General features: G+C 76.2%; 13 protein-coding genes, 1 pseudogene and 1 riboswitch. Of the genes and pseudogenes, 4 read left to right on the top strand and 10 right to left on the bottom strand.

Features of this window, described 5'->3' with window-relative positions:
* Positions 1 to 47 precede the first annotated feature (47 nt).
* From KIN34_RS05465 to KIN34_RS05455, 3 genes and pseudogenes are all read right to left on the bottom strand, one after another.
* Positions 48 to 611: a GNAT family N-acetyltransferase gene (locus tag KIN34_RS05465; RefSeq protein ID WP_214347789.1), complete on the bottom strand. Its 564-nt coding sequence runs from the start codon at positions 609 to 611 to the stop codon at positions 48 to 50.
* Between the two features lie 17 nt (positions 612 to 628).
* Positions 629 to 1306 (bottom strand): annotated as a pseudogene (locus KIN34_RS17470) (ATP-binding cassette domain-containing protein); the annotation flags it as partial.
* 1103 nt (positions 1307 to 2409) lie between these two features.
* Positions 2410 to 4233, bottom strand: coding sequence for an ATP-binding cassette domain-containing protein (locus KIN34_RS05455; RefSeq protein WP_214347783.1), 1824 nt, complete (start codon positions 4231 to 4233; stop codon positions 2410 to 2412).
* A 280-nt stretch (positions 4234 to 4513) separates the two neighbouring features.
* On the opposite strand from KIN34_RS05455, the gene KIN34_RS05450 reads away from it, so the two are divergent.
* Complete coding sequence (locus KIN34_RS05450; protein WP_214347780.1) at positions 4514 to 5047, top strand: mycothiol transferase; 534 nt, start codon at positions 4514 to 4516, stop codon at positions 5045 to 5047.
* Positions 5048 to 5051: 4 nt separating this feature from the next.
* Here the strand turns inward: KIN34_RS05450 and KIN34_RS05445 are convergent, their stop codons facing one another.
* On the bottom strand, positions 5052 to 5747 hold the full coding sequence (locus KIN34_RS05445; protein ID WP_214347777.1) for a hypothetical protein: 696 nt from the start codon (positions 5745 to 5747) through the stop codon (positions 5052 to 5054).
* A 72-nt stretch (positions 5748 to 5819) separates the two neighbouring features.
* Positions 5820 to 7598 carry a family 43 glycosylhydrolase gene (locus tag KIN34_RS05440; protein WP_214347774.1) on the bottom strand — a complete coding sequence of 593 codons (1779 nt, stop codon included), beginning with the start codon at positions 7596 to 7598 and terminating at the stop codon, positions 5820 to 5822.
* 35 nt (positions 7599 to 7633) lie between these two features.
* On the opposite strand from KIN34_RS05440, the gene KIN34_RS16725 reads away from it, so the two are divergent.
* Positions 7634 to 8170: a GNAT family N-acetyltransferase gene (locus KIN34_RS16725; protein WP_214347773.1), complete on the top strand. Its 537-nt coding sequence runs from the start codon at positions 7634 to 7636 to the stop codon at positions 8168 to 8170.
* A gap of 103 nt (positions 8171 to 8273) precedes the next feature.
* On the top strand, positions 8274 to 9065 hold the full coding sequence (locus KIN34_RS05430) for an SDR family oxidoreductase (RefSeq protein ID WP_214351828.1): 792 nt from the start codon (positions 8274 to 8276) through the stop codon (positions 9063 to 9065).
* A 42-nt stretch (positions 9066 to 9107) separates the two neighbouring features.
* Here the strand turns inward: KIN34_RS05430 and crcB are convergent, their stop codons facing one another.
* From crcB to KIN34_RS05415, 4 genes are all read right to left on the bottom strand, one after another.
* Positions 9108 to 9470 (bottom strand): fluoride efflux transporter CrcB, encoded by a 363-nt coding sequence (crcB, locus tag KIN34_RS05425; protein ID WP_214347770.1) that lies wholly within the window; start codon positions 9468 to 9470, stop codon positions 9108 to 9110.
* On the bottom strand, positions 9467 to 9892 hold the full coding sequence (locus tag KIN34_RS16720) for a fluoride efflux transporter FluC (RefSeq protein WP_307858105.1): 426 nt from the start codon (positions 9890 to 9892) through the stop codon (positions 9467 to 9469). Before KIN34_RS16720 ends, crcB begins: the two co-directional genes overlap by 4 nt.
* Positions 9889 to 10422 carry a universal stress protein gene (locus KIN34_RS16715; protein WP_307858104.1) on the bottom strand — a complete coding sequence of 178 codons (534 nt, stop codon included), beginning with the start codon at positions 10420 to 10422 and terminating at the stop codon, positions 9889 to 9891. The genes KIN34_RS16720 and KIN34_RS16715 overlap by 4 nt, the downstream gene beginning before the upstream one ends.
* Before the next feature lie 44 nt (positions 10423 to 10466).
* Positions 10467 to 10541: riboswitch (Fluoride riboswitch) on the bottom strand.
* Between the two features lie 10 nt (positions 10542 to 10551).
* Positions 10552 to 10827, bottom strand: a complete 276-nt coding sequence (locus KIN34_RS05415) for a sulfurtransferase TusA family protein (RefSeq protein WP_214347767.1) — start codon at positions 10825 to 10827, stop codon at positions 10552 to 10554.
* Positions 10828 to 10927: 100 nt separating this feature from the next.
* On the opposite strand from KIN34_RS05415, the gene KIN34_RS05410 reads away from it, so the two are divergent.
* Positions 10928 to 11950 carry a hypothetical protein gene (locus KIN34_RS05410; protein ID WP_214347765.1) on the top strand — a complete coding sequence of 341 codons (1023 nt, stop codon included), beginning with the start codon at positions 10928 to 10930 and terminating at the stop codon, positions 11948 to 11950.
* A gap of 241 nt (positions 11951 to 12191) precedes the next feature.
* On the opposite strand, the gene KIN34_RS05405 is transcribed toward KIN34_RS05410, so the two are convergent.
* Positions 12192 to 13031 (bottom strand): SDR family NAD(P)-dependent oxidoreductase, encoded by an 840-nt coding sequence (locus KIN34_RS05405; protein ID WP_214347762.1) that lies wholly within the window; start codon positions 13029 to 13031, stop codon positions 12192 to 12194.
* Between the last annotated feature and the right edge of the window lie 17 nt (positions 13032 to 13048).

The raw sequence follows: 13048 nt of genomic DNA, 5'->3' as shown, positions 1-13048 counted from the left end.
GCGCGGTGCCGTTCCGCCCACAGCAGACGGGACCGGCCGGGGCCGGGCTACCGGTCCGTCGGCGAGAGGAGGACGTGGACGTGCATGTCGTGCCAGCCGTCGGCGTGCCGGGCGCTGCTGCGCCGCGTCGCCTCGAGCGGGAACCCGGACCTCTCCGCGGCCCGGCACGACGCCGCGTTGCCGACCGAGTGCTCGATCTCGAGCCGGTGCACCCCCTGCGCCACGGCCCACCCGGTCATCGCCCGCACCGCGCGCGAGCAGACCCCCTGCCCGCGCGCGTCGGGTGCCGTCCAGTAGCCCAGCTCGGCCACGCCGTCCTCGGCCGAGACCAGCTTGAGGTTCACGCGTCCGAGGAGCGCGCCGGCCGCGTCGACCACGGCCCAGCCCGCCCCGGACCCGGCCGCCCAGGCGCCGCGCCACCTCTCGACGACCTCGGCGGCCTCCTCGTCGGAGTCGAGCCGCCGCGCGTGCCAGCGCTGGATCGCCGGATCGGCGTAGACGGCGCGCACGGCCGGGGCGTCCGCGGCGCGCCAGGGCCGCAGCACCAGGCCGTCGGCCTCGAGCGTCGGCTGCGGTCCCGCGCCCCACGCAGCGACGTCGACGGTCGTCATGAACAGTCGAGGCACTCTCAACCCTCCGTGTAGGCGCGGAACTGCAGGGCCCAGAGCTGCGCATACCGGCCGCCCGCGGCGAGCAGCTCGGCGTGCGTGCCGTGCTCGACGACGCGGCCGGCGTCGAGCACGACGATCCGGTCGGCCAGGCGCACGGTCGACATCCGGTGCGTGACGAACACGGTCACGCCGCCGACCGTCGTGGCGACCTCGGCCGCCGTCGCCTGGTACGCGTCGACCAGCCGCTGCTCGGCGAGCGCGTCGAGCGCGGCCGCGGGCTCGTCGAGGATCAGCAGCGCGGGGTCGTCGCGCATGAGCGTCCGCGCGAAGCCGAGGTTCTGCCACTGCCCGCCGGACAGGTCCCGCCCGTCGGCGTACCCCGTGCCGAGGACGTCCGCGGGCGCGAGCTCGTCGGCCAGCTCGCCCACGTCCGCGCGGCGCAGCGCAGCCGCCACCGCGGACTCGTCGTCCACGTCCGCCAGCCGGCCGATGCCCACGCTGTGCTGCAGCGTCAGCTCCACGCGCGCGAAGTCCTGGTACAGCGCGGCCGTGCGCTCGCGCCAGCGCGCCGGCTCCACGGTCGCGAGGTCCGTCCCGCCGACGAGCACGCGCCCGGCCGTCGGCCGGTACAGCCCCGCGACGAGCTTGAGCAGCGTGCTCTTGCCCGCACCGTTCTCCCCGACGAGCGCGACCGACGAGCCCGCGGGCAGGTGCAGGTCCACGTGGTCGAGCACGGTCCGCTCGGTGCCCGGGTAGACGAAGGTGACGTCCTCGAGCCGCAGGCCGTCGCTCAGGTCCGCGGGCAACAGCCCGTCGGGCGGCGTGGCGTGCTCGGCCGCGAGCTCCGCCTCCAGCCCGACGAACCGGCGCAGCCCGGCCGCCGCGCGGTGCACGGACCCGAGCATCTCGATCCCGGCGGACATCTGCGTGCTGAGCTGCGTCGCCAGCGTGATCGTCAGGACCACCTGCCCGACCGAGGCCCGGCCCTCGCGCGCCAGCCAGAACGCCCCGAGCACCGCGCCCACGTAGGCCAGCCCGAACACGATCTGCCCCGCGGCGCGCAGCAGCGCGTACCGCGTGTCCGCGCGGCCCATCGCCTCGTCGTACGTCCCCAGCAGCGCACCCTGACGCGCCAGCAGGAAGTCCGTCCCGCCGTTCAGGCGGATCTCCTTCTGCGAGGCCGGGCTGGTCGCGAGGCGCCGCAGCGCCCGGATCGAGCGTGTCGTGGACGACTGCGCCTCGCGCACCTCCTGCAGCCCGGCCTCGGCGCGCCGGCCGAGCACGACGGGCGCGACCGCGAACGCCGCGAGCACCAGGAGCCACGGCGACACCGTCGCGAGGACCACCGCCGTCAGCAGCACCTGCACGGCGGTGGCGCCGAGCTGCAGACCCGTCTGCACCGTGGCGCGCATCTGCATGACGTCCTGGCGCAGCAGGTCGATCCGGTCGGCGAACGCCGGGTCGTCGGCCCGGTCCAGGTGGTCCCCGGCGTTGACCAGGCGCAGCAGGTCCCGGTTGAACCGCTGCTCGGTCTCCTCCGCGAGCTCGAAGTAGTAGAGGTGCGCGAAGTGGCCGAGCATCAGGTCGCCGGTGAGCGCCACCGCGACGACGAGCGCCCAGCCGCTCGCGCTGGCGACGTCGCCCGCGACGACGTCGTCGACCAGCCGGCCGGCGCCGATCGCCAGCAGCGGCGTGGCGATCGCACCGAGCAGCAGCAGCCCGGCCCCGGCCGCGAACCGTCGCCGGTCCAGACGCCAGGTGATCGTCAGCAGGCGCCGCAGGCAGAACACGACGTCCCTCATCGCGCGACCTCCTGGTCGTTCTCGGCCGTGAACCGACGCGCCTGGACCTCGAACATCCGCGCGTACTGCCCGCCGCGGGCGACGAGCTCGTCGTGCGTCCCGACCTCGGTCACCCGACCGGCGTCGAGCACGACGATCCGGTCCGCCCGCCGCACGGTCGAGAACCGGTGCGAGATCACGAGGCTGGTGACGCCGCGCGTCAGGTCGAGGAACGTGTCGTAGAACTCGGCCTCGCCGCGGGCGTCGAGCTGCGCGGTCGGCTCGTCGAGCACCAGGACGGAGGCCCCGTGCCGGACGGCGAACAGCGAGCGCGCGAGCGCGAGGCGCTGCCACTGCCCGCCGGACAGGTCCCGTCCGCCCGGCAGCGCCCGCGTCAGCGGCGTGTCCAGGCCCGCCGGCAGCTCGGCCAGCAGGTCCCCCAGCCCCACGCGCTCGAGCTCCGCGCGGATGCCCTCGTCGTCGTCGCGGTGCGCGATCGCGCCCATCGCGACGTTCTCGCGGAGCGGGAGCTCGTAGCGCAGGTAGTCCTGGAACGTGATGGCGAAGGCGCGCTGCCACGCGTCGACGTCCAGCGTGCGCAGGTCCGTCCCGTCGACGAGCACGCTGCCGCCCTGCGGCGTGTACATCCCGGTCAGCACCTTGACGAGCGTCGTCTTGCCGGCCCCGTTGACCCCGATCAGCGCGGTCGACGTGCCGGCGGGCAGCTCGAGCTCCAGCTCGTCGAGCACGGGGCGGTCCGGCCGGTAGCCGAACTGCACGCCCTCGAGCCGGACCGACCGCCGCGGCGCGGTCACCGCACCGGCGCCGCCGGCCGAGGCGTCGCCCGTCGTCGCACCCTCGCGGCGGGCGATGTCCTCGAGCTCGAGCAGCGCCTGCCACGCGCCGCGGCCGTAGACGAGCTTCACGTCCGCCTCGGGGAACACGACGCCGAACCGTCCGCACAGGATGAGCGCCTGCACCGCCACGCTCACCTGCGCGACGTCCGCGTCCGTCCGCGCGACCACGAGCAGCGCCACGACCGACCCGACGAGCGCGGCGAGCGCGTACCCGACGAACGGCGCGCCGTACACGCGGCGGCGCGAGGTCCAGAGCGTGTCGAGCACCGCCTGGTCCTCCGCCACGTACCGCTGGTCCAGCCAGTCGACGAGGCCCAGCGTGCGGATCTCCTTGGCGGCGCGCGTGCTCGTCGCGAGCTCGCGCACGTAGCCGGCTCGCCGCCGCAGCCGCCGGATGTCCCGGATTACGTGGCCCCACCGGTTGAACGCCTCGGTCTGGCCCAGCCGCGCGACGACCGCGACGAACGCGCCCGCGAGCGCGGGCCACGGACCGACCGCGACCAGCAGCACGACGAGCGCGCCGACCAGCTGGGTGTACCGCGCGGTCAGCGCGAGCGCGCCCTCGACCGCGGCGCCGGGCGTGAGCGTCCACTGCTCGAACGCCTCGTCGGCCTGGCTCAGCCGGTCCGCCACCTCGGGCTTCTCCAGCCCCGCGAGCGACGCCCCGCGCAGGGCGAACGACGAGAGCCGCTCGATGCACGCGGCGTCGACGCGCCGCTGCACGCGCCTGGACAGCACCAGCTGCAGCGGCGCGAGCGCCTGCTGGACCAGGAACGACGCGGCCGCGAGGGCGAGCCAGCCGCCCGCCCCGCCGCCGGCGAGGTCCTGCAGCGCGAGGCCGGTGCCGACCATGAACCCGATCGGCGCGGCGCCCGCCACCAGGTGCACGGCGACGGTCCCGGCCACCAGGCCCCGGCCGGCGTACGGGAGGAGGCTGCGCAGCTGGCCCGCCGCGAACCGACGCTCCGCGAGCCGCCTGACCACCCAGCTCCGCGACGCGCTCGTCGTGCCCGCCGCGGCCGTGCGGTCCGCCGTACCGGTGTCCGTACCCGTGCTCGTGCTGGTACCGGTGCTCGTCCTCGTGCTCGTTCTCGTGCTCGTTCTCGTTCGTTGACCGCTCCGCGCCACGCCGCGCCCCGTCCGTCCCGCGGCGTCGTCCGCCGCTCTGGGAACGCTCCCGCACCTGGCCCAGCCCCTGCCATCTGATTCCGCCTGCCGGACGCCACCCGCCGGTCGACGAGCGCGCTGGCGTAGCGTCACGCACGTGATCAGCACCGACCGCACCGACCCGCCCCTCACCGGTGACGAGGTCGCGACCCTGCTCGGCTTCCTCGACTTCCTCCGCTCCACGGTGCTGCGCAAGGCCGACGGCCTGGACGCGGACCAGCTCGACACCGCGCTGCCCCCGTCGACCATGACCCTCGGCGGGCTGCTGCACCACCTCGCCCTGGTCGAGGACGACTGGTGCAGCGTCGTCCTGCACGGCAACCCGCCGGCAGAGCCGTGGGCGTCGGTGGACTGGGCGGCCGACCGCGACTGGGAGTGGACGGCCGCGCGGACGACGCCGCCCGAGGAGCTGCGGCGGCGCTACGTGGACGCGATCGCGCGGTCGGACGCGCTCGTCGAGCAGGTGCTGCGCGAGCGCGGGCTCGACGCCGTCGCCGCGCGGCGTCAGCGTCACACCGACCAGGAGATCTCGCTGCGGTGGATCCTGGTGCACCTGATCGAGGAGTACGGGCGGCACGCGGGGCACGCCGACCTGATCCGCGAGCGGATCGACGGGTCCACCGGCGAGTGACCCGTCAGTCGCGGCGCTCGTCGTAGACGAAGCCCGGGATGGCGTCCGCGACGCGGACCAGCCACGCCGCACGCGCCGCCAGCTCCGCGAGGTCCGGCTCACCGGGGCGGAAGCTGAGCAGCCGGTCGCCGACCACCTGCAGCGTCGCGTCCGCGGGCCCCGCCGAGACCTCGGCGATCACGTGCGGCGCGAGGACCGCGTGCGCGACCCGGTCGTCGTCGGAGACCACGCGGCGCCCCTCGTTGAAGGCGCCGGACTCGGTGTCGACGTCCGGCACGCCGACCGCCGTGGCGAGGCCCCCGCCCGCACCTTCGCGCAGCAGGTGGATCGTCGGCAGCGCGGCCGGCAGCCGCACGCTGCACAGCGCGTAGGGAGCGCCGGACACCCGCGACGTCATCGTCACCGAACCGCGGCGCACGGTCCAGCTGCGGCCGGACGTCCGGGCGGCGACCACCGTCCGACCGCCGAGGTCGCGGGTGAGGACCGCGCCGGCCTCGGTCACGTCGACGCCGACCACCCCGCACCGCGTGAGCACGTCGAGCCCTTCGCCCTGCCACCGCCAGCCCGCAGCGGCGGCCTCCGCGGCCGTGAGCCGCGGACCCGGGCGCGACGTCCGGGCGACCACGACCACCACCACGACGAGCGCCACGGCCAGACCGACGGCGGCCGCGACCACGCCCACGACCGCGGCCCCGTTCACCGCGTCACCGTCCCGTGCCCGGGGACGCCCGCCTCGGTCGTCCGCTCCACCGCTGCCTCCCGTCCCGCGTCGTCAGTCGCGTGCGCAGCGGTAGGAGCGGACCGCGACGGAGCCGGTGCGGCACACCAGGCCGACCATGCGGCCCGTGAAGCCGCCCGCCACCTCGGTGGACAGGTAGCGGCCGTCGATCCGGCCCAGCTCGACGACCTCGTCGCCGGCGGAGGCCCCCGCGCGCCGCACGGCCGCGACGACCTCGTCGGGACCCCGCTCCCGGCTGTACTCCGACGCGGTCGACGGCACCGCCCGCAGCTCGAGCTCGTCGTCCGGGCCGACCGGCGTCGAGCCGAGCTCCTGGACCAGGTGCCCGACGCGCGCCACGGCGCGGGCGACGCCGCCGTCTACCTCGAGCGTCAGCGCGTGCCACGGGTCGATCCGCACCTCGATGCCGCCCACCCCGTCGGCCGCGTCGACCCGGGCGCACGCGGTGACGTGCGGGTGCTCCTGGCGGTGGCCGACGAACGTGCGCTCGTCGGGCCGGGCGGTCAGGACCCAGCCGTCGTCGGTGCGCCGCAGCACGTCGGCCGGGAAGACCCCGGAGCCCACCCAGGAGGGCGGCAGGGCGTCCGTCAGCTCGTCGGGCGGCACCGCGGCCTCGTCGGACGGCTCGATCGGCGCGACCACGCGCGGCCACCCGTCCTCCCACGCGACCCGGGCGGCGAACGTCTCGCGGCCCAGGACGTGCCAGGACGGGAACCGGCCGGAGGGGCGCACGCCCAGGAACACCGCCGCCCACGTGCCGTCGGCGAGCTCGACGAGGTCCGCGTGCCCGGCGTTCTGCACGGGGTGGGGCGTCGCGCGTGCGGTGAGGAAGGGGTTGTCCGGGCACGGCTCGAACGGCCCGTACGGGGCGGGTCCGCGCGCGACCGAGACGGCGTGGCCGGCACCCGTGCCGCCCTCGGACACCAGCAGGTACCAGTGCTCGCCGACGCGGTAGAGGTGCGGGCCCTCCGGGTCGCGGCCGCCCGTCCCGCTCCACAGCGGCCGCGGGTCGGACAGCAGCCGGCCGGTGGTCGGGTCGAGCACGGCCTGCACGATGCCGCCGTCCGACCACGTCAGGTAGCACGTGCCGTCCTGGTCCCACGCGAGGTCCGGGTCGATGCCGCCGACCTCGTCGATGCGGACCGGCTCCGACCACGGGCCGGCCGCGTCCGTGGCGGTGACCAGGATGTGGCCCGGGCCGTCGTTCACGTTCGACGTGACCAGGTAGAAGCGGCCGTCGTGGTGGCGCAGCGTCGGCGCGTACACGCCGCCGGACGCGCCGACGCCCGCGAGCGCGAGCTGCGAGGGACGGTCCAGCGCGTGCCCGACGAGCTCCCACGTCGCCAGGTCGCGGGAGCGGAGCACCGGCACGCCGGGCGCGTACTCGAAGCTCGAGCACGCGAGGTAGACGTCCTCGCCGACCCGGCACACGGTGGGGTCCGGGTGGAAGCCGGGGAGCACGGGCCGCACGGGCAGCGCGAGCGGAGGGGCCGGCAGCGCGGGCGCCGTCGACGCGGCCTGCGTCGCGGCCGGTGCGTAGTGGTCGACCTCGGGGAACGGGTCGTAGAAGTGGTGCAGCAGGGCGCGCCACTCGTCGTACTGCGGCGACCCGCGGAAGCCCTCGGTGTGGTCCTCGAGCCGGTCCCACTCGACCAGCAGCAGGTACCGCGTCGGGTCCTCGACGCCGCGCTCCAGCCGCAGCCCCCGGAATCCGGGCATGCCGCCGATGATCCGCCTCGCCTCGTCGAACGCCCGCTCGAACTCCGCCGCGCGGCCGGGCACCACCTGCAGGACTGCGTGCTCGAGGATCATGCCGACCTGTCTACCAGGCGACGTACGGTGGCGACGTGTCGCACTTCGCCCCGTACGCGCCCGACGAGCACGGCCGGCCGGACCCCGCGCTCGTCGTGCGACCCGCGGAGCCCGAGGACGTCGCCGGGGTCGCGCGGGTGGCCCGCACGCGCGGGGCGACGCAGGTGGGGCTCGAGGGGCGGCTGGCGGGCTGGCTGCGGTCGGACCTGCACGTCGTCCTCGCGGCGCGCCGGGACGACGAGGTGGTCGGCTGGGCGTCCGCCCGGGTGCTGGGCGGTCACGCCGACTCCCCCGACGGCTGGTACGTCTCGTCGCTGACGGTCGACCCGGCCTGGCGACGACGAGGCGCGGGCGACCGCCTGCTCGCGGCCGTCGTCGCGGCGGTGGCCGCGCGCGTCACGGCGGCCGGGGACCGGACCGACGCGCTGCGCAGCATCGTCAACGCGACCAACCACCCGTCGCTCGACCTGCACGCCGCGCACGGGTTCGTCGAGGAGGCGCGCGGCCCGTCCTTCGCCGGCGTCACCTTCACGGGCGGCGTCGGCGTCCTTCTCGCCCGCCCCCTCCCCTGACGCCGACCCCGGCCCCCGGGATGTCTCCGGGTCGGGCGCCGCAGACCCCGGGTAATCGCTCGGTGGGCGTGGGGGCGGTGGGTACCGTCGGGGCGTGAGCGGGATGGTGGGGCGCGTCGTCGTCGTGACCGGCGTGAGCCGGCGGCAGGGCATCGGGTTCGCGGTGGCGCGGCGGCTGGCACAGGCGGGGGCCAGCCTCTTCCTGCAGCACTGGGCGCCGCACGACGCGGACCAGCCGTGGGGCGCGGACGACGTCGACGAGGTGCTGGCGGCGCTGCGCGCCGAGCTGGTCCCCGGGGCCCGGCTGGAGGCGACGAGCCTCGACCTCGCGGATCCGGCCGCCGGCGCCGAGCTGGTCGACCGTGCCCGCGCGGCCACGGGGCACCTGGACGTCCTGGTCGCCAACCACGCGCGCAGCGGCGGCGACGGACCGCTCGCGGACCAGACCGCCGCCATGCTCGACGCGCACTGGGCGGTCAACGCACGGTCCACGATCCTGGCGACGCAGGCGTTCGCGGCCCAGCACGACGGGCGGCCCGGCGGCCGCGTGATCTGGATGACGTCCGGCCAGGTGGCCGGCGCGATGCCGCACGAGATCGCGTACGCCGCGTCCAAGGCCGTGCTCGCCGGCCTCACGGCCTCGGTCGCCGACGACCTGATCGACCGCGGCATCGTCCTGAACACCGTCAACCCGGGCCCGGTGAACACCGGCTACCTGGACGTCGACACCGCCGACCGCCCGCCGGAGGTCCTGGACCAGGTCCTCGCGCACTTCCCGGGCGGCCGGTTCGGCGAGCCCGACGACCCCGCGCGGCTGATCGCCTGGCTGGTGAGCGACGAGGGGCGCTGGGTGGTCGGGCAGGTGCTCTCGACCGAGGGCGGCTTCCGCCGCTGACGACGCCGCGACGGGGCCCGCGCCACGGCGTCCCCGCACGGCTCACGACGTGATCGAGAGGCCCAGCCACGCTGCGGCGAGGCTGAGCACGAGCATCCCGCCCGCGTGCAGCAGCGCCGCCCGGACCCGGCCCGCGCGCAGCAGGCGGGCGCCCTCGACGCTCGCCGTGCTGAACGTCGAGTAGCCGCCCAGGAAGCCGACGCCCAGCACGGTCCGCAGGTCGTCCAGCCCGGCATGGGACGCCACCCAGCCCGTGAGCAGCCCCAGGGCCAGGCAGGACGACACGTTGACCACGACGGTCCCGACGGGGACGGAGCGGCGGCTGCGGCGGGCGACGAACGAGTCGAGCTCGAACCGCGCGACCGCTCCCAGCCCGCCCGCGAGCGCCACGAGCAGCCCGATCACGCGGTCTCCCGCCGCTCGCTCGTCGTGCCGCTCGTCGTGCGTGCGGCCAGCGCCATCCCGGCGGCAGCCGCGGCCAGGCCCAGCACCACGCTGACCAGCGGGTAGGCCACCGCGAGCGCGAGCTCACCGTCAGCGCCCAGCCGGTCCACCTCGAGCACGAAGGTGCTGTACGTGGTGAAGCCCCCCATCACGCCGGTGCCGCAGCCCAGGCGCACCGCGCGCCGCCATCCCGCGTCCGCGCCGCCGCGCACCAGCAGCTCGAGCAGCAGCCCCAGCAGGAACGAGCCGGCGACGTTGATCGCGAACGTCACCCACGGCCACCCCGTCGGTACCGCGAACGCCTCCTCCAGCGCCCAGCGCACGGCCGTCCCCACGCACCCGCCGAGGAACACCAGCCCGACGAGCCGCACGTGCCCCGTCACCACGGCGACCTCGTCTGGCTCCAGTCGACGACGCCGAGGGGCACGGTCAGCACCGGCCGGTGCTGGTGGTGCGCCAGGTGGACGGCGACGGAGCCCTCGACGAGCTCGCGGAAGCGCGACGCCGCCCCGGGCGCCCGCGTCCCGACGACGATGACCGCCGCGTCGACGGCGCGCGCCAGATGGGTCAGCGCGCGGTCGGGGCGGCCCGCGAGGTAGTGCAGCGTCCACGGCACGCTCGTCGTCCCGACGACCGCCGCCACCTGCTCCCGGAGCTCGCGCTCGACCCGCTGCCAGCCGTCGTCGGACGTGTCGGGGTCCAGGGCCGCGTGCCGCACCGAGCCGTCGGCATGCTCCTCGACGACGTACCGCTGGGTGTCGACGTACGCGAGGTGCAGCGCCGTCGCGCTCGCCTGGGCCCACGCGAGCGCGGTCCGCACGACGAGCTCGGGCTGACCGGGCACCACGCCGACCACGGCCGGGTGCCCCGCGAACGGCACCAGCCGCTCGACCGCTGGCTGCGGGACGTCCACGGAGACCCTCCTTCTTCGCGGGCAGCACCTGCCCGCGGTCCGACGACCGGGCAGGAACCATCAGCCTCGCGGCGGTTCGGACGCGCTACGCCCCGGCGGGATCCATCGCCGTCGCCACCCTAGCGCGGGTCAGGTCGCCCGACGCCAGGGGTTGGCGGGATCGGTGGCGGCAGGCGTCGCGGTCACCTGCACGGCGTAGGTCGGCACCGCGGTCCCCGGCACGGTGCCCAGGTAGGCGTGCCCCGTCATCTGGCACCAGACCGGCAGGTCGATCGGGGCGACCGGGTCGGAGGTGGACACGTGCACCACGGTCCCGTCGTCGAGCTCCGCGACCCGATGCCGCAGCAGCACCAGCAGCCGCGCGCACCCCAGGTCGCCCCCTTCGACCACCACGACGCTCCGCACCCCGGAATCGTCGCACCCGTCCCCGCCCTCCCGCGCCGCGGTGCTGATCCACCCGCGGAACCCCACCCACGCACGGCTCTCGACGGCCATGATTCGACTCATGGAGAGCGAGCAGGGGGCAGCGCGGCGGCGGGACGGGTCGGCCTGGGGACGAGGGGCGTTGCCCCTCCTCGGGTTGCTGCTGGTGGCGGGCGGGGCGTGGCTCGTCTGGGCAGGCAGCGAGCCCGTCCCGGTCGAGTTCACGATGGCGGTGGGAGACACGTTCCCGCGTGCGGTCGTCGAGCCACGCGAGGTGACGCCCGTCACCGCGCTGGGGCTCGCGCTCGCCGTCCTGGGCGTCGTCGTCCTCGGCGTGGTGGTCGGACGCGCCCTCGCCCGCCCGCGGCCCGCGGGCGGGCCCGCCGCGTCGCCGAGCACGGCGCAGGACGTCGTGCCGTCCGGTGTGCCGACCGCCGCGCGTCCGGTGCGCGCCGTGGCGACGGCGGTCCTGGTCGGAGCGGTGCTCGCCGGCACCGGCGGGTGGCTGGCCTGGACGGCCAGCGAACCGCTCACGAGCACCACTGCAGCCGTGCTCACGCTCGACGGCGCGGTCCCCGCGCTGCCCGGCCCCGACGACTGGGCCACGACGTCGTCGGGCTCCCTGCTGACGTTCGGCGTGCTCGTCGGCGTGGGTCTCGTCGCGCTGGGTCTCGCGCTGGTGGCGGGCGCCGCGGCCTGGGCCGCGACCGAGCGCACGCCTGCCGGCCGACCTCGGCCCGTCGCACCCGCCGCACCCGCCGCAGGATCCGAGCCCGCCACGGCAGGAGATCGCGCCGGAGCTCGCGCCGAAGCTCACGCGGGAGGTCAGACGGCAGTTCGCGCGGGAGGGCACGGCGGAGGTCGCGGCGCTATCGCGACCGCGGTCGCGGGTGGCGCGCTCGTCGCGGGCGGGACGGCGCTGGCCTGGTACGGCAGCCGCCCACGGGAGCTCGCCTGGTTCGCCTACGCGCCGCTCGCGGAGGGGACGAGCACGGGCGCGCTCTGGCCCGCACCCGCGTACGTCCTGGGACTCGTGTTGGTCGCGATCGGCATCATCCTGCTCGCCGGCCTGGGCGGCTGGATCCTCGCGCGACGCCGCGGCTGACGACGTCCGGGCCAGCGCGTGCCAGCCGTCGGCCTCCGCGCCGGCGATCTGCCAACTCCCCGCCGGTCACCCCCCGCCGCCGCCATCTCCCCTCCCTCGTTCCCGGCCGTCGGCCGCGGCGGCCGGTCCCCGTCGCGCCGCCGGGCCCGCAAGTCGATGTGCCCTTCCGCGCGTACGCACGGTGTACGTACACGCGGAGAGCGTCGCGGTCGGAGCGCGGGTGCGCTCCGCGGCACGAACCTCACGCCGGGCTGCGGGGACCTTCCCGCGTGGTGAGTCCGACGAGCGCGGCGCTGCGGTCCCACAGCGCGCGTGCGACGTCCGGGTCGGCGGCCAGCGGCGGCGGGACCGCCTCGAGGTTCTTCTCGTAGTAGGCGCCCGGCGTCCAGTCGCGCCCGGGGGTGCCGTCGACGAGCCAGACCAGCCGCTCACCACCGCGGGCGGGCGGCTCGAGCACGAGGCGAGCGAGCGGGGTGCGGTAGACCCACCGGAACCAGCTCGACGAGCCCGCTGCGAACGACGTGGCGATCATCCCGGGGTGGAAGGCGACCGCGGCCACGCCGGGGTACCGGCGGTGCAGCTCGACCGTGAACAGGATGTTGGCGAGCTTGGCGTCCCCGTAGGCACGGTTCGGCGAGTAGTGCCGCTCGTTCTGCAGGTCCTCCAGGTCGAGCCGGGCGAACCGGCGCGCGGCGGCGCTCGACGTCTGGACGACCTTGGCACCCTCGAGCCGGTCGATCAGCAGGTGCGTGAGCAGGAACGGGGCCAGGTGGTTGACCTGGAAGGTCGCCTCGAAGCCGTCCCGGGTGACCCGTCGGGCGCCCATGATGGCGCCCGCGTTGTTGGCCAGGACGTCGATCCGCGGGTAGGCCCGCAGCTCCTCCGCCAGCCGGCGGACCTGGGCGAGGTCGGCGAAGTCGGCCAGGTGGGCGGGCGCGTCGAGCTCGCGGGCCAGGGCCCGCGTCTTGTCCGGTGAGCGCCCGACGAGCACGACGCGCTCGTCGCGCTCGGCCAGGATCCGCGCCGCGGCGGCGCCGACGCCGTCGCTCGCACCGGTGATGACGATCGTCCGCGGGGTCACCGGGCCACGATGCCAGC

The sequence above is a fragment of the Cellulomonas fulva genome (genome assembly GCF_018531375.1).
Taxonomy (GTDB): domain Bacteria; phylum Actinomycetota; class Actinomycetes; order Actinomycetales; family Cellulomonadaceae; genus Cellulomonas; species Cellulomonas fulva.
The sequence above is the reverse complement of the archived record's forward strand: the minus strand, read 5'-3'. Positions and strand labels throughout refer to the sequence as shown.

Excerpts from the sequence above, each read along its gene's own strand:
- KIN34_RS05465 (WP_214347789.1), bottom strand. The coding sequence starts at position 611 with ATGACGACCGTCGACGTCGCTGCGTGGGGCGCGGGACCGCAGCCGACG.
- KIN34_RS05440 (WP_214347774.1), bottom strand. The coding sequence starts at position 7,598 with ATGATCCTCGAGCACGCAGTCCTGCAGGTGGTGCCCGGCCGCGCGGCG.
- KIN34_RS05430 (WP_214351828.1), top strand. The coding sequence starts at position 8,274 with ATGGTGGGGCGCGTCGTCGTCGTGACCGGCGTGAGCCGGCGGCAGGGC.
- KIN34_RS05410 (WP_214347765.1), top strand. The coding sequence starts at position 10,928 with ATGGAGAGCGAGCAGGGGGCAGCGCGGCGGCGGGACGGGTCGGCCTGG.